Source organism: Rathayibacter sp. AY1C5 (assembly GCF_002931705.1).
In the GTDB taxonomy this organism is placed as follows: Bacteria; Actinomycetota; Actinomycetes; order Actinomycetales; family Microbacteriaceae; genus Rathayibacter.
Genome location: NZ_PSWD01000001.1, coordinates 89,726 through 103,897 on the forward strand (window position 1 = coordinate 89,726; position 14,172 = coordinate 103,897).

Below are 14,172 nucleotides of genomic sequence, written 5' to 3' on the forward strand. Positions count from 1 at the left end.
GGCGCGACGTCCGCCGACACGGATCCGCGGGGACGGAGCCCGTCCGGATGACCCCTGGTCAGACTCCGGCGATCCGCTCGTCCGCCGTGCGGCGCGCCCACTCTTCCGCCGCGGCCAGCGACTCGCGGGTCAGCACGCCGTCGACGCTGTGCGCGTCGACCACCGCCTCCACCGTCTCGAGGATGTCGAGGTAGCCGATCCGCCCCGCGTGGAACGCCTGCACGGCCTGCTCGTTCGCCGCGTTGAACACGGCCGGGTAGGAGGCGCCCGCCTCCCCGACGCGCTTCGCGAGCCGGACCGAGGGGAACGCCTCCTCGTCCAGCGGCTCGAACGTCCAGGAGTGGGAGCGGGTCCAGTCGAGCGGGACGCCGACCCCGGCGACGCGGTGCGGCCAGTCGAGGCCGAGCGAGATCGGGAGCCGCATGTCCGGCGGCGAGGCCTGGGCGATCGTCGAGCCGTCGACGTACTCGACCATCGAGTGGATCACCGACTGCGGGTGCACGGTGACGTCGATCCGGTCGTAGGGGACGTCGAAGAGCAGGTGCGCCTCGATCACCTCGAGCCCCTTGTTGACCAGGGTGGAGGAGTTGGTCGTGACGACCAGGCCCATGTCCCAGGTCGGGTGCGCGAGCGCCTGCGCCGGGGTGACGTCGCGGAGGGAGGCGCGGTCGCGTCCCCGGAACGGCCCTCCGGACGCGGTCAGCACCAGGCGGCGGACCTCCCGGTGCTCGCCCGCGAGGAGGGCCTGGGCGATCGCGGAGTGCTCGGAGTCGACCGGCACGATCTGGCCGGGACCGGCGAGCGAGGTGACGAGCTCGCCGCCGACGATCAGCGACTCCTTGTTGGCGAGAGCGAGCGTCCTGCCCTCCTCGAGCGCCGCGAGCGTCGGGCCGAGCCCCACCGAGCCGGTGATCCCGTTCAGCACGACGTCCGCGTCGACCGAGCGGATCAGCTGCTCGGCCTCCTCCGCACCGAACGCCGTGTGCTCGACGCCGAACGCGGACGCCTGCTCGGCGACCGCCGCCCGGTTCGAGCCGGCGGCGAGGCCGACGACCTCGAACCGCTCGCGGTTCGCGCCGATGACGTCGAGAGCCTGCGTGCCGATGGACCCGGTCGAGCCGAGGATGATGACCCTGCGCATCCGCCCATCCTGGCACGGAGCACCCAGCGCCTCCCGGTCAGCTGATGGCGAGGATGTCGACCACGAAGACGAGGGTGTCGGTCCCGCTGATTCCCGCGTTCTGGTTGCCCTGGTCGCCGTAGCCCTTCGACGGCGGGATGGTGACGAGCACCTGCGAGCCGACGGTCTGGCCGACCACGGCCTCCTTGAAGCCCTCGATCACGTCGCCGGTGCCGAAGGCGGCGGGAGCGGGCTTCCCCCAGCTCTGGTCGAACACCTCGCCGGTGCCCCAGACCACGCCCTGGTACTGCACGATCAGCTGGTCGCCGTCGGCCACGGTCGGGCCGCGCCCCTTCTTGAGGACGGCGAGCTGCAGGTCGGCGGGAGGGTCGGTCGCGGGGATGGTGACGGTGGGCGCCCCGTCCTCGGCGAGCGCCACCGTCGGCAGGCCGTCGACCGGGGGCTGCGGCTCGCCGTCGGCGGCGGTCGGCACGATCTGCTCGACGTCGATCACCATGACGATCGAGTCGGTCGCGGCGATGCCGAACTGGCTCTGCCCGGCGTCGCCGAACGCGTCGGCCGGGGGAACGACGGCGACGACGCGCGAGCCGACGGTCGCGCAGTTGACGGCCTTCACGAGGCCGGCGAGGTACTGGTCGGTGTCGACTTCGAAGGCCGCGCGGCCACCGGGCGCGTAGCTGCTCGCCGAGAACTCGGCACCGCTCGTCCCGTTGTAGAGCGTGTAGTCGACCAGCACGGTGTCGCCCTCGGCGACCTCCTCGCCGGTGCCCTCGATCGCGACCGAGCGCTCGGTGGCGTGCACGCTGACCGGGCTGGGGAACACGGTGACCGGCTTGGTGGCGAAGTCGCCGCTGGTCTGCACCGCGGCGGTCGCCTCGCCCCCGGTCGCGCAGCCGAGCGGGGTGGCGGAGGCGGACGGCGCTGCATCCGGCTCCCCGGGGGTGCAGGCCGCCAGGCTCAGGGAGGCGCCGAGGACGGCGAGGATCGCGAGGGTTCTGCGCACAGGGGCACCTTTCGTGACCGGCGGCGGCCGGTGGACGTTCGGGGATCGCCTCCATCCTGCACGGCGCGCCTCGCAACGCGCTGGGTGCGGGTCCTCGAACGGTCCCAGGCCTACCATCGGGGCATGCGTGAATTCTCGGTCCCCCAGTCCCGAGAGCTCGTCACCGAGCTCCCCGGCCCGCGCTCCGTCGCCCTCCAGGAGCGCCGCGTCGCCAGCGTCTCCCGCGGCGCCGGGACGCTCGCGAACATCTACATGGACCACGCGTCGGGCGCGGTCCTGGTCGACGTCGACGGCAACCGCCTGATCGACCTCGGCTGCGGCATCGGAGTGACCACCATCGGCCACGCGCACCCCGCGGTCGCCGCGGCGGCCGCCGCGCAGGCCGAGAAGCTGACGCACACCCTCTTCACCGTCACTCCGTACGAGAACTACGTCCGGGTCGCCGAGAAGCTCGCCGAGATCACCCCCGGGGACTTCGAGAAGCACTCGATCCTGGTGAACTCCGGCGCGGAGGCGGTCGAGAACGCCGTCAAGATCGCGCGGAAGTTCACCGGCCGCCGCGCCATCGCGACGCTCGACCACGCCTTCCACGGCCGCACCAACCTCACGATGGCGATGACCTACCGCCCCTGGCCGGAGCGCGCGGGCATGGGCCCCTTCCCGGGAGAGATCTACAGCCTCCCGATCAGCTACCCGTTCCGCGACCCCGAGGGCATGACGGGCGAGGAGGCGGCCGAGCGCACGATCGACTACATCACCACCCACATCGGCGCGCAGGAGCTGGCCGCGCTCTTCGTCGAGCCGATCCAGGGCGACGGCGGCATCATCGTCCCGGCGCCGGGCTACTTCCGCCGCCTGTCCGAGTTCTGCACCGAGAACGGCATCGTCTTCGTCGCGGACGAGATCCAGGCCGGCATCGCCCGCACCGGCACCTGGTACTCCATCGAGCACCACGGCGTGGTCCCGGACCTCATCACGACGGCCAAGGGCATCGCCGGCGGCTTCCCGCTCGCCGCCGTCACCGGCCGCGCCGAGATCATGGACGCCGTGCAGCCCGGCGGCATCGGCGGCACGTTCGGCGGCAACCCCGTCTCCACCGCCGCGGCGCTCGCGACGTTCGAGGCGATCGAGTCCGAGGGCCTGCTGGAGGAGGCGCAGCGGGTCGAGCGCCTGCTGCAGGCGCGGATCGGCGACTGGGCCGAGCGCTTCGCGGTCGTGGGCGAGGTCCGCGGCAAGGGCGCGATGTGGGGCGTCGAGCTCGTCCACCCGGGCACGAAGAAGCAGTACCCGGAGGCGCTCACCGCGATCCTGAAGCACGCCACCACGAACGGCGTGATCGTCCTCGACGCGGGCAGCTGGGACAGCGTGCTGCGGATCATGCCGAGCGTGGTCATCAGCGAGGAGCTCATCGACGACGCCGCGACGGTCATCGAGGAGGCGCTCGCCCAGTTCGGCTGATCCGCCGCATGACCGGAGCGGCATGGACGCCCCGGTAGCTTCGTCGGAATGCGGATCGACGACGACCACGAGAGGCCGACTCCCCCGGGGATCGGCCTCTCCGCGCGTCTGGCGCGCCTGTCCATCGGCGGCGTCGGCCGGCTGGTCTACCGGCCGATCGTGGAGGGGCGCGACAACGTCCCGGCCGAGGGACGCGTGATCCTGGCAGCCAACCACCTCTCGTTCATCGACTCCCCGGTGCTGACGCTGCTCGCCCCGCGGCCGGTGCAGTTCCTGGCCAAGTCGGACTACTTCACGGGGACCGGCGTGCGGGGCGCCCTCTCTCGCGCCTTCTTCACGAGCGTCGGAGCCGTCGCGGTCGAGCGCGGCGCCGGCCAGGCCGCTCAGGAGGCGCTGGACCTCGGCCGGGCGATCCTCGAGCGGGACGAGGCGTTCGCCGTCTACCCCGAGGGCACCCGCTCCCGCGACGGGCGCCTCTACAAGGGCCGCACCGGAGTGGCATGGCTCGCCCTCACCACGGGCGCGCCGGTGGTCCCCGTCGGCATGATCGGCACGCAGGAGCTCCAGCCGGTGGGCACGAGGGTGCCGCGCCTGCACCGGATCACGGTCCGCTTCGGGGCTCCGCTGGACCTCTCGCGGCACGGCTCCGCCGACTCCGGCCGCGCCCGACGCCACGCCACCGACGAGGTGATGGCGGCCGTCCACGCGCTCTCCGGGCAGGAGCTCGCCGGTGCGTACAACGAGTCGCCGCCGACGACCACGGCCGAGCGCATCCGCCGGGCGCTCCCGCACGAGCGCCGCTGAGCCTCAGCGCGCGGACGCCTCCGGCTCGTGGGCGACGGGGAAGTTCACCGAGTTCGCGATGAAGCAGAGCCGGGAGGCCTCGGCGTGCAGCGTCTGGGCGATCGCCACCATCGACTCCTCGGCGACAGTGACGCGGGGCCGGAGGGTCACCGAGGTGAAGCGGCCGCTCTCCCCCTCCTGCAGCATCGAGCCCACCGCGTCGTCCGTGTAGCCGGTGACGACGACTCCGTTCTTGACCGCCACGTGCAGGTAGGAGAGGAGGTGGCACTGCGCGAGCGCCGCGAGGAGCAGCTGCTCCGGGTTCCAGCGGTCGGCGTCGCCCCGGAAGGGCGTGTCGGCCGAGGCGAGGATGGGCGCCGGGCCCTCCGCCGTGACGGTCAGCTGGCGCCCGTACTCGCGGTAGCCGCTCGTGCCGGTGCCCCGGTCGCCCTCCCAGACGACGGACACCGCGTACTCGTGCTCGGACTTCATCGGGCTCCTCCTCGACGGCGGTGGATCAGGCCGGTCGCGCCGGTCTGGACCTCTGGACGCGGAACCCCCGCGGGTAGACTCCGAGGACCATGACAGACACGCTCGCCCCCCAGGTTCCCACGTCCGCAGTCCCCCAGGAGCGGCGCGTCGCGACCGAGATCCCCGGGCCGCGATCCCGGGCCCTGCACGAGCGCCGCCTCGCCGTCGTGCCCACCGGCGTCGGCACCGCGCTCCCCGTCTACATCGACCGCGCGCACGGCGCGATCCTGGTCGACGTCGACGGCAACAGCTTCATCGACCTCGGCGCCGGCATCGGCGTCACGACGATCGGGCACACCGACGACTCCGTCGTCGCGGCCGCCGCGGAGCAGCTCGCGCGCCTCACGCACACCCTCTTCACCGTCACTCCGTACGAGCCCTACATCCGCGTCGCGGAGCTGCTGGCCCAGCACACCCCCGGCGACTTCGCCAAGAAGACCGTCCTGGTCAACTCCGGTGCCGAGGCGGTCGAGAACGCCGTCAAGATCGCGCGCAAGCACACCGGCCGCCCCGGCGTCGCGGTGCTCGACCACGCGTACCACGGACGCACGAACCTCACGATGGCCATGAACTTCAAGGCGCTTCCCTACGGCCTGGGCTTCGGACCCTTCGCCAGCGACGTCCACCGTGCGCCGAGCTCGTACCCGTACCACGACGGCCTGTCGGGAGCCGAGGCCGCCCAGCGCGCGATCTCGTACCTCGAGAAGACCGTCGGCGCCTCCGCCCTGGCCTGCCTCGTCGCCGAGCCCATCCAGGGCGAGGGCGGCTTCATGGTCCCCGCCGACGGCTTCCTCCCGGCACTGCAGGAGTGGTGCACGGCCAACGGCATCGTCTTCGTCGCCGACGAGATCCAGTCGGGCATGGCCCGCACCGGCGCCTGGTTCGCCAGCGAGCACCTCGGCCTCGTCCCCGACCTCGTCCTCTCGGCCAAGGGCATCGCCGGCGGCCTGCCGCTCGCGGGTGTGACGGGCCGCGCCGAGATCATGGACTCGGCGCAGGCCGGCGGACTGGGCGGCACCTTCGGCGGGAACCCCGTCGCCGCCGCCGCCGCCGTCGCGGTCTTCGAGCGCATCGAGCGCGAGGGCCTCCTCGCCGAGGCCGACCGGATCGGCGCCCGCCTGGGCGCGGCGCTGCGAGGCCTGCAGGAGCGCTACGACATCATCGGCGACGTCCGCGGAATCGGCGCGATGATGGCGATGGAGCTCGTGCAGCCCGGCACCGCCGGCACCACGAAGGAGCCGAACGCCGTCGCGGTCCAGGCGATCATCGACTACGCCGCCCAGCACGGGGTCCTCGTGCTGAGCGCCGGCACCTACGGCAACGTGGTCCGCTTCCTGCCGAGCCTCGCCCTCACCGACGAGCTGCTCGACGACGCCGTGTCGGTCATCGCCGACGCGTTCGCCACCCTCTAGGCGCGATCCTCCGAAGGCCACCGCGGGCGCCGAGGCGCTCCCCGGTGGCCTTCGGCGTCTCCGGGAGCGCGGGACCGGTCCACGCATCGGGCAGGATGGGGGGATGCCAGCAGGAACCTTCACCGTCGCCGAGTCCGTCGAGCTGGCCGTCGTCGAGCGATCCGGGTTCGTCGAGTCGCGCCACGCCGGCTCCGCCGTCCTCCTCGACTCCGAGGGCCGCGTCGCCCGCAGCCTCGGCACCCCGACGGCTCCCGTCTTCCCCCGCTCCTGCCTCAAGCCGTTCCAGGCCCTCGCGGTGATGACCGCCGGAGTCGAGCTGAACGGCGCGGAGGCGGTCATCGCCACCGCGAGCCACGCCGGCATCCCCCAGCACGTGGCGCTGGTGCAGAACCTGCTCTTCCGCGCCGGCCTGGACCACACCGCCCTGCAGTGCCCGGCCGACTGGCCCGGCGACTCCGGGACCCGCGCTCAGCTGCTGCGGGCGGGCGCGACTCCGGACCCGCTCTACATGAACTGCTCGGGCAAGCACGCGGCGATGCTGCTGGCCTGCGTGCAGAACGGCTGGAGCACCGAGGACTACCTCGAGCGGACGCACCCGCTGCAGCAGCACATCGTCGACACGATCGAGCGCCTCACCGGCGAGCGCGTCGTGGCCTCGGGGATCGACGGCTGCGGAGCTCCCGTGCACGCCCTTCCTCTGACCGCGCTGGCGAAGGGCGTCTCGCGGATCGTGTCCTCCTCCCCCGCCTCACCGTTCGGCCTCTACCGCCAGGCCGGCGTCCTCACGGCCGCGATCCTCGAGAACGCGTGGGCGATCGACGGCCCGGGCCGGGACAACACCGTCGTGATCGAGCGCTTGGGCCTGGTCGCCAAGCTCGGCGCCGAGGGCGTGCTCGTGATGGCCTCGCCCGACGGCACCACCGTCGCCCTGAAGATCCTCGACGGGAGCCTTCGCGCCGCGACCGTGGTCGCACTGAAGCTCCTGGTCGAGGCGGACGCGGTGGACCGGACCGCGGCGAACGACGTGCTGGTGCGGCTGAACCCGGTCGTGTCGGGCGGCGGGCGCCCGGTCGGCGCGATCCGCGCCTCCTACGTCTGACCGCACGTCCCGGCACGCCCTGAGCTACTGCTCGCGCGCGAGGCGCTTCGCCCGGGCCGCCGCGGAGACCTGCGTGATCACCACCACGAGGATCGCGAGGACGAACACCGCCGATGCGATGACGTTCGCCTCCGCCGGGATGCCGCGCGCCGCCGCGATGTAGATGTACTTCGGGAACGTGGTGACCGATCCGGAGTTGAAGTTCGTGATGATGAAGTCGTCGAAGCTCAGCGCGAACGAGAGCAGCGCCGCGGCGAGGATGCCGGGCAGCAGCAGCGGGAAGGTGATCCGCCAGAAGACCTGGTTCGGCGACGCGTAGAGGTCGCGTCCCGCCTCCTCCAGCTTCGGGTCCAGGCTCGCCACCCGCGCCTTCACGGTGACCACGACGAAGCTGATGCAGAACATCGTGTGCGCCAGCACGATCGTGACCAGCCCCTTCTCGGCGCCCACGCTGAGGAACTGCGCGGCGAGGCCGGCTCCGAGCACCACCTCCGGAGTCGCCATGGGGAGGAACAGCAGCAGGCTGATCGCCGACCGGAACCGGAAGCGGAACCGCACGAGCGCGATGGCGATCATGGTGCCGAGCGCAGTGGCCAGCACGGTGGCGATCACACCGACCAGCAGGCTGTTCCCGAAGGCGGTCATCACCTCCTCGCTGGTCCAGGCCGACACCCACTTGTCGAGGGTGAACCCGCGCCAGGCGAGGTTGCTCTTCCCCGAGTCGTTGAAGGAGAAGACGAAGGTGTACCCGATAGGGATGAGCAGGAAGAGCAGCGCCAGCGCCGTGTAGACGCCGAGCCCGAGGCCCCGGAAGCGGCGGCGGCCCCGGATCGGGGCGGGGGGCGGCGCGCCGAGCGCCTCCTGGGCGCTCGCGAGCGGACGGTCGGCCGTCGCGGTCACAGGAGGTCCTCCGTTCCACTGCGCTTCACGTAGAAGCCGACGATGACCAGGATCACGGCCATCAGCACGATCGAGAGCGCGGCGGCCGCCGGGTAGTTCTCGAGCGTGAGGAAGTTCGCCTCGATCGCGTTGCCCACCATCGAGGTCTGCGACGAGCCGAGGAAGTCCCGGCTCGCGTTGATGTAGTCGCCAGCCGCGGGGATGAACGTCAGCAGCGTGCCCGAGACGATGCCCGGCATCGACAGGGGGACGGTCACGCTCCAGAACACGGAGGCGGGGTGCGCGTAGAGATCCGACCCTGCCTCCAGGAAGCGCACGTCGAGGCGCTCGAGCGTCGTGTACAGCGGCAGCGTCATGAACGGGATGAAGTTGTAGGTGATGCCGAAGATCACGGCGAGCGGCGTCCCCGTGAGGTGGCCGTCGCTCGGCAGGACCGCCACGGCCTTGAGCGCCTGCACGAGCGGGCTCTCGTCCGCGAGGATCTGCTTCCACGCCAGCGTCCGGAGCAGGAAGCTGATGAAGAAGGGCGCGATCACCAGCGTGAGGAGCAGGTTCTGCAGCAGCGGCCAGGGCCGCGCCTTCACTCCGATGAAGTAGGCCAGCGGGTAGCTGATCACCAGCGCGAGCACCGTCGCGATCAGCGCGTAGCCGAAGGAGCGGAGCACGTGCGGCCAGTAGTCGCCCATCACCACGAGGTAGTTCTGCCAGGCGAAGCCGGGGGCGTACTCGCCGATGTCCCCGTCCGGCACCTCGGCCTGGAAGGACGTGAGCACGAGCGAGATGAGCGGCGCCAGGAAGAACAGCAGCATGTAGGCGATGCCCGGCAGCAGCAGGACCAGCGCGATCGTCGACCGCCGGCGGACCGGAGCGTCCTGAGGATCCGCCTGCCCCGTGGCGAAGGCGGCGAAGGCCATGCCTACGCTCCCCCGCTGCGACCGGCCAGGAGCCCCCGGCGCTGCACGGCGATGGCGCTGGTGGAGTCGTCCGCCTCGAAGCGCGGGACCGAGCCCGGTTCGTCCGCGAGTCCGAAGCCGTGCTCGGCGCTGAAGCCGACCCACACCTCCGCTCCCTCGCCGACGACCGGCCCGAAGACCATGTTCTGCGCGAAGACGACCACCGGGCCCAGGCCCGGCATCCGGATCGTGTACTGGGTGCTGACCCCGCTGAAGGAGACGTCGACCACGCGGCCGGGCCCGAGCACGTTCCGGCCGGAGTCCGGCGGCGGCTCCTGCGTCAGCAGCAGGAGCTTCTCGGGGCGGACGCCGACGGTGATCTCCCCGCTCGTGCGGGCGCAGCGGGCGACGGGCACGACGATCCGGTGCCCGCCCGCGTCGACGGTGAGTGCGCGGTCGGTGCTGCCGACCACCTCACCCGTGAAGAGGTTGGACTGGCCGAGGAAGTTCGCGACGAACGCGGTGCGCGGGAGCTCGTAGAGCTCCTCCGGCGCGCCCATCTGCTCGATCCTGCCCTTGTTCATCACCGCGACGGTGTCGGCCATCGTCATGGCCTCCTCCTGGTCGTGCGTGACGTGGAGGAAGGTGAGGCCCACCTCCTCCTGGATGGACTTGAGCTCCAGCTGCATCTGCCGGCGGAGCTTGAGGTCGAGGGCGCCGAGCGGCTCGTCGAGCAGGAGCAGGGCGGGCCGGTTGACGAGGGCGCGCGCGAGGGCGACCCGCTGCTGCTGACCACCGGAGAGCTGCGCGGGGCGGCGCTGGGCGAGGTGGTCGAGCTCGACCAGGCGGAGCGCCTCGTGCGCCTTGCCGACGGGGTCGGCGATCCTCCGCCGCTTCAGGCCGAAGGCGACGTTCTCGAGGATCGACATGTGCGGGAACAGCGCGTACGACTGGAACACGGTGTTGACGGGCCGCTGGTACGTCTTCGTCTCGGTGACGTCCCGCCCGCCGATGAGGATCCGGCCGGCGGAGGGCTCCTCGAGCCCGGCGACCAGGCGCAGCGTCGTCGTCTTGCCGCAGCCCGAGGGGCCCAGCAGGGCGAAGAAGGAGCCCGCCGGGATGGTGAGGTCCAGGGAGTCGATGGCCGTGAAGCCCGGGTACTGCTTGCTGATCCCGACCAGCTGGAGGTCGGCGCCGCTCTCGGCGAAGGTCCCGATCGCCATCAGATGCCCAGGAGCACCTTCTGGAACTCGGCCTGGTACTCCTTCTCCTCCGCGGCGGTCAGGGTCCGGAACACGTGCGCCTGCGCGAGCGTGTCCTCGTCGGGGAAGATCAGCTGGTTCTCGGCCAGCTCCGGATCGATGCTCTCCATGACGTCCTTCGCTCCATCCACGGGGGTGATGTAGTTGACCCAGGCGGCCACCTCGGCGGCGACCTCGGGCTCGTAGTAGTAGTTCATCAGGGCTTCGGCGTTGGCCTTGCGCTCGGAGCCCATCGGGACCACGAAGGTGTCGTTCCAGAGTGCGCCGCCCGAGTCGGGGAAGGCGAACTCCCACTTGTCGCCGGCCTCGGCGTTGATCAGGGTGATGTCGCCGGACCAGCAGATCGCCGCGAGGGTGTCCTCGTTCTGCAGGTCGTTGAGGTACGCGTTCCCCTTGATGTTGCGGATCTGTCCGGCGTCGACCTGCTCGCGGAAGACGTCGATCGCGTTCATGTACTCGTCGTCGCCCCAGGAGCCGGCGATGTCCGTCCCCTGAGCGAGCATGATGAGCCCGATCGTGTCGCGCATCTCGCTCAGCACGCCGACGCGGCCGCGGAGCGACGGATCCCACAGATCCTCGATGCTCGAGAGGCCCTTCGGCAGCTTCTCCCTGTTCCAGCAGATGCCCGAGAACCCCGCCTGGTACGGGAGGGAGAGCCGGCGGCCCGGATCGAAGTCGGGGTTCGCCAGCGAGGGGGTGAGGTTGGCGATGTTCGGGATGTTCGCGTGGTCGAGCTCCTGCACGTAGCCGCGGCGGACCAGGCGCGAGACCATCCACTCCGTCAGGCAGACCGTGTCGGCGCCGATGTACTGCCCGAGCGCGAGCTGGTCCTTCACCTTGCCGTAGTACGAGTTGTTGTCGTCGACGGCGACGTTGTAGGTCACCGCGATGCCCGTCTGCTCCTCGAAGCCCTGGAGCGTGGGGTGGTTCCCGTCGTCGTCCTCGTCCATGTAGGCGGGCCAGTTGTCCCACACCAGGCGCGGGTCGCCGGCCGATCCGTCGGCGGCGGCGGTCGGAGCGGCACGGGTCTGCGGGGCGCAGGCGGCCAGGGCGAGGGCACCCGCTCCGAGGCCGATCCCGCCGAGGACCGCCCGACGCGAGAGGACCGCCCGGCGCTCGCGCTCGTGCGAGCGTGCCGCGGCGACGGCCCGGCGGAGGACGGGATCCCTCGGGAGGGGACGGGTCATGGCGGGGGCTCCTGACTGCGTCGGGGCTCGTGCCTCGGGGGCCGAACGTGGGGAAATACTGGCACAGCGCTCATCCGCCTGTCACGGCGAACGGAGGAGAACGCTCATCCGGAAACATGATCGTCACGAATTCCGCACCCGGAGTCCGTGTCGACCGCCGATTCGGTCCCCGGAGGCCGTGCCGTCAGCGGGTGAGGGGCGGGCGTCCCGAGCCGCCGGCGGACCCGTCGACGCGCTCGACCGCCATCTCGACGGAGGAGAGCAGGATCCGGCTGCCGAGCTTCGCGCGGTAGCGGCGGCCGGCCTCGAGCGGGAGCGGCGCCTGGGTCGGTGCGACCAGCACGGACCCGTTGGCCGACCAGCGGTCCCTGACCCAGAGCCCGCCCTCGTCGAAGCCGAACTCGAGGTGGGTCTTGGAGAGGGATCGCGACGGATCCGGGATCGCGAGGATGTGCCGGAACGTCTCGTTGGGGTCCGGGAGCGGCTGGCGTCCGATCAGGCCGTTGCCGGTCACGATCGCGTGCTGCCCGGTCGCGAAGCTGAGGCGCACGAGCCCCTGCGAGGGCGGCGCCATCGGTGCGCCGGGGGCGGGACGCCGGTGCCGGCCGGGGGCCAGGCCCGGCAGCCAGGCACGGCGGGACGGGTCGAGGACCGTCGTGTCGCCGGAGGACGAGGGGCGGGACGCACCCGTCGTGGCATGCGCCGCCACCGACGAACCGCACTCGCCGCAGAGGATCGCCCCGGGAGCGAGGTTGGAGCCACACGTGCTGCAGATCACCGAGAACGCCCTTCCGCTCACCATCGTACCCAGCGCCGGCGCGGGGAGCCCCGAGCCGGCCGAACCCGACGCGAACCGGCAGGCGCCGGACCGTCGTACGGCCGTTCGGCGCGTGCGGGCGGTCCGGCGGCACCACGACCGCGGCCGCCCCGTGCCGGGGCGCTGCTCGTCAGACCGGTGCGCCGGCCTCCTCGTCGCCGGTGACCGCGAGGACGTCGACGACGATCACGGTGACGTTGTCGCGCCCGCCGTTGTCCAGCGCGGCGTCGACCAGGGCGTCGGCCGCCTCCTGAGCGGAGCCGGTGCCGCTGAGCAGGTGGCCGACGCCGGCATCGGTCAGCTCCTTCGTGAGTCCGTCCGAGCAGATCAGCATACGCGATCCGGCGAGGACGGGCACGAGCCGGTAGTCGGGGACGGGCGCCTCGTGGAAGCCGACCGCGCGGGTGATCACGTTGCTGTGCGGATGCACGTCGGCCTCGTCGCGGGAGATCAGGCCCGCGTCGACCAGCTCCTGGACGATGGAGTGGTCCACGGTGAGCTGCACGAGGGTCCCGGCGACGCTCAGGTACACGCGCGAGTCGCCGATGTTGAAGACGGACCAGTAGGGCTCTCCTCCGACCACCGTGAGCGCGATCCCGGTGACCGTGGTCCCGGTGCCGACGTCGGCCGTGTGCGACTGCCGGGCGATGTCCCCGACCGCCTCCCGAAGCGCCCGGTCGATCTCCTCCGCTCCGACGGTCGCGCCGAGCGCCGCGGTGGACAGGCGCGACACGACCGCGTCGCTGGCGACCTCTCCTGCCGCGTGCCCGCCCATCCCGTCGGCGACAGCGAAGAGCGGGCTCTTAGCGAGGTAGCTGTCCTCGTTCGCGCTGCGCACGTGGCCGGTCTCGGTGCGCGCGGCCCAGCCGAGGGTGACTTCGGCCGAGGGTGCGTCGGAGCTCCAGGCGGAGACGGGGACGGTGACGGACGCGCGGCTGCGGCCGATCTGCGTCATCGCTGCTCCTCGCATCCCCGTGGCCCGCAGCCGTCCGGTCCGACGGCCCGTGACCGCCGGCTCCAGGGGTGCCCGGCCGCCTCCCGATGGTAGTCGCTGACGGCCCTCCGCCGAGCCGGCCGCCATCGCTGTCGCCCGATGTCCGTCGCGCAGACGGGACCACGCTCAGACCACCGGATCCGATGCCGGAGCGAGCTCCGACGTGCGGATCCACTTGCCCGGGCACTCGAGGACTGCCAGAATCGCCGCATGGCCCCGTCTCGCCCGCCCTCTCAGCGTCCTGTCCAGCTCGACGAGGTGTCGAAGGCGATCATCGAGCAGCTGCAGGCCGACGGTCGGCGCTCGTACGCCGAGATCGGCAAGGCCGTGGGCCTGAGCGAGGCGGCCGTCCGGCAGCGGGTGCAGAAGCTCACCGAGTCGGGCGTCATGCAGATCGTCGCGGTGACGGATCCGATGCAGCTCGGCTTCTACCGCCAGGCGATGATCGGTGTGCGCGTCACCGGCGACACCCGCGACGTCGCGGACCGGCTCGCCTCCATCCCCGCCGTCGACTACGTCGTGCTGACGGCCGGCTCCTTCGACATCCTCGCCGAGGTCGTGTGCGAGAACGATGACGATCTGATCGCCCTGCTCAACCAGGAGATCCGGTCGCTTCCCGGCGTGCTCTCGACCGAGACCTTCGTCTATCTGAAGCTCCACAAGCAGTTCTACAACTGGGGAACGCGGTAAAA

Annotated in this window: 14 protein-coding genes; 5 read left to right on the plus strand and 9 right to left on the minus strand. The window is 71.7% G+C overall.

The annotated features are described in order from the left end of the window. Nucleotides 1-58: 58 nt before the first annotated feature. Both dxr and C5C57_RS00410 read right to left on the minus strand, forming a co-directional pair. Nucleotides 59-1,141: a 1-deoxy-D-xylulose-5-phosphate reductoisomerase gene (gene dxr, locus C5C57_RS00405; RefSeq protein ID WP_104225590.1), complete on the minus strand. Its 1,083-nt coding sequence runs from the start codon at nucleotides 1,139-1,141 to the stop codon at nucleotides 59-61. A gap of 37 nt (nucleotides 1,142-1,178) precedes the next feature. Next, nucleotides 1,179-2,144: an FKBP-type peptidyl-prolyl cis-trans isomerase gene (locus C5C57_RS00410; RefSeq protein WP_181027085.1), complete on the minus strand. Its 966-nt coding sequence runs from the start codon at nucleotides 2,142-2,144 to the stop codon at nucleotides 1,179-1,181. Nucleotides 2,145-2,267: 123 nt separating this feature from the next. On the opposite strand from C5C57_RS00410, the gene C5C57_RS00415 reads away from it, so the two are divergent. Together C5C57_RS00415 and C5C57_RS00420 are read left to right on the plus strand one after the other, a co-directional pair. Beyond that, nucleotides 2,268-3,602: an aminotransferase class III-fold pyridoxal phosphate-dependent enzyme gene (locus C5C57_RS00415; protein WP_104246576.1), complete on the plus strand. Its 1,335-nt coding sequence runs from the start codon at nucleotides 2,268-2,270 to the stop codon at nucleotides 3,600-3,602. Nucleotides 3,603-3,650: 48 nt separating this feature from the next. Continuing rightward, a complete protein-coding gene (locus C5C57_RS00420) occupies nucleotides 3,651-4,406 on the plus strand; it encodes a 1-acyl-sn-glycerol-3-phosphate acyltransferase (RefSeq protein ID WP_104246577.1) in 756 nt (251 codons plus the stop codon). 3 nt (nucleotides 4,407-4,409) lie between these two features. Here C5C57_RS00420 and C5C57_RS00425 read toward each other — a convergent pair whose 3' ends face one another. Further along, nucleotides 4,410-4,877, minus strand: coding sequence for an OsmC family protein (locus tag C5C57_RS00425; protein WP_104223041.1), 468 nt, complete (start codon nucleotides 4,875-4,877; stop codon nucleotides 4,410-4,412). Between the two features lie 89 nt (nucleotides 4,878-4,966). Here C5C57_RS00425 and gabT point away from each other — a divergent pair, with 89 nt between their 5' ends. Both gabT and C5C57_RS00435 read left to right on the plus strand, forming a co-directional pair. After that, nucleotides 4,967-6,328 (plus strand): 4-aminobutyrate--2-oxoglutarate transaminase, encoded by a 1,362-nt coding sequence (gene gabT, locus C5C57_RS00430; RefSeq protein WP_104223040.1) that lies wholly within the window; start codon nucleotides 4,967-4,969, stop codon nucleotides 6,326-6,328. A 103-nt stretch (nucleotides 6,329-6,431) separates the two neighbouring features. Continuing rightward, entirely contained in the window at nucleotides 6,432-7,427 is a 996-nt protein-coding gene (locus C5C57_RS00435; protein ID WP_104223039.1) for an asparaginase, read from the plus strand. A gap of 24 nt (nucleotides 7,428-7,451) precedes the next feature. Here C5C57_RS00435 and C5C57_RS00440 read toward each other — a convergent pair whose 3' ends face one another. The 6 genes from C5C57_RS00440 to C5C57_RS00465 form a co-directional block, all read right to left on the minus strand. Next, a complete protein-coding gene (locus C5C57_RS00440) occupies nucleotides 7,452-8,258 on the minus strand; it encodes an ABC transporter permease (RefSeq protein ID WP_181027101.1) in 807 nt (268 codons plus the stop codon). Nucleotides 8,259-8,323: 65 nt separating this feature from the next. Next, on the minus strand, nucleotides 8,324-9,241 hold the full coding sequence (locus C5C57_RS00445) for an ABC transporter permease (protein WP_104246578.1): 918 nt from the start codon (nucleotides 9,239-9,241) through the stop codon (nucleotides 8,324-8,326). A 2-nt stretch (nucleotides 9,242-9,243) separates the two neighbouring features. Continuing rightward, nucleotides 9,244-10,443 carry an ABC transporter ATP-binding protein gene (locus tag C5C57_RS00450; RefSeq protein WP_104246579.1) on the minus strand — a complete coding sequence of 400 codons (1,200 nt, stop codon included), beginning with the start codon at nucleotides 10,441-10,443 and terminating at the stop codon, nucleotides 9,244-9,246. After that, on the minus strand, nucleotides 10,443-11,669 hold the full coding sequence (locus tag C5C57_RS00455) for a PotD/PotF family extracellular solute-binding protein (RefSeq protein ID WP_104223035.1): 1,227 nt from the start codon (nucleotides 11,667-11,669) through the stop codon (nucleotides 10,443-10,445). The genes C5C57_RS00450 and C5C57_RS00455 overlap by 1 nt, the downstream gene beginning before the upstream one ends. A 184-nt stretch (nucleotides 11,670-11,853) precedes the next feature. Next, the gene (locus C5C57_RS00460; RefSeq protein WP_104223034.1) at nucleotides 11,854-12,378 is read right to left on the minus strand and encodes a hypothetical protein; all 525 of its coding nucleotides are present in this window, start codon (nucleotides 12,376-12,378) and stop codon (nucleotides 11,854-11,856) included. 238 nt (nucleotides 12,379-12,616) lie between these two features. Then, nucleotides 12,617-13,441, minus strand: coding sequence for a PP2C family serine/threonine-protein phosphatase (locus C5C57_RS00465; protein ID WP_104246581.1), 825 nt, complete (start codon nucleotides 13,439-13,441; stop codon nucleotides 12,617-12,619). Nucleotides 13,442-13,690: 249 nt separating this feature from the next. Between C5C57_RS00465 and C5C57_RS00470 the strand changes: the two genes are divergently transcribed. After that, on the plus strand, nucleotides 13,691-14,170 hold the full coding sequence (locus tag C5C57_RS00470; RefSeq protein WP_104223032.1) for an Lrp/AsnC family transcriptional regulator: 480 nt from the start codon (nucleotides 13,691-13,693) through the stop codon (nucleotides 14,168-14,170). Nucleotides 14,171-14,172 lie beyond the last annotated feature (2 nt).

What these genes read in the sequence shown, in the direction of transcription:
- C5C57_RS00435 (WP_104223039.1), top strand. Translation starts at nt 6,432, where the DNA reads ATGCCAGCAGGAACCTTCACCGTCGCCGAGTCCGTCGAGCTGGCCGTC.
- C5C57_RS00455 (WP_104223035.1), bottom strand. Translation starts at nt 11,669, where the DNA reads ATGACCCGTCCCCTCCCGAGGGATCCCGTCCTCCGCCGGGCCGTCGCC.
- C5C57_RS00415 (WP_104246576.1), top strand. Translation starts at nt 2,268, where the DNA reads ATGCGTGAATTCTCGGTCCCCCAGTCCCGAGAGCTCGTCACCGAGCTC.
- C5C57_RS00445 (WP_104246578.1), bottom strand. Translation starts at nt 9,241, where the DNA reads ATGGCCTTCGCCGCCTTCGCCACGGGGCAGGCGGATCCTCAGGACGCT.
- C5C57_RS00470 (WP_104223032.1), top strand. Translation starts at nt 13,691, where the DNA reads ATGGCCCCGTCTCGCCCGCCCTCTCAGCGTCCTGTCCAGCTCGACGAG.
- C5C57_RS00425 (WP_104223041.1), bottom strand. Translation starts at nt 4,877, where the DNA reads ATGAAGTCCGAGCACGAGTACGCGGTGTCCGTCGTCTGGGAGGGCGAC.
- gabT (WP_104223040.1), top strand. Translation starts at nt 4,967, where the DNA reads ATGACAGACACGCTCGCCCCCCAGGTTCCCACGTCCGCAGTCCCCCAG.
- C5C57_RS00420 (WP_104246577.1), top strand. Translation starts at nt 3,651, where the DNA reads ATGCGGATCGACGACGACCACGAGAGGCCGACTCCCCCGGGGATCGGC.
- C5C57_RS00465 (WP_104246581.1), bottom strand. Translation starts at nt 13,441, where the DNA reads ATGACGCAGATCGGCCGCAGCCGCGCGTCCGTCACCGTCCCCGTCTCC.
- C5C57_RS00450 (WP_104246579.1), bottom strand. Translation starts at nt 10,443, where the DNA reads ATGGCGATCGGGACCTTCGCCGAGAGCGGCGCCGACCTCCAGCTGGTC.
- dxr (WP_104225590.1), bottom strand. Translation starts at nt 1,141, where the DNA reads ATGCGCAGGGTCATCATCCTCGGCTCGACCGGGTCCATCGGCACGCAG.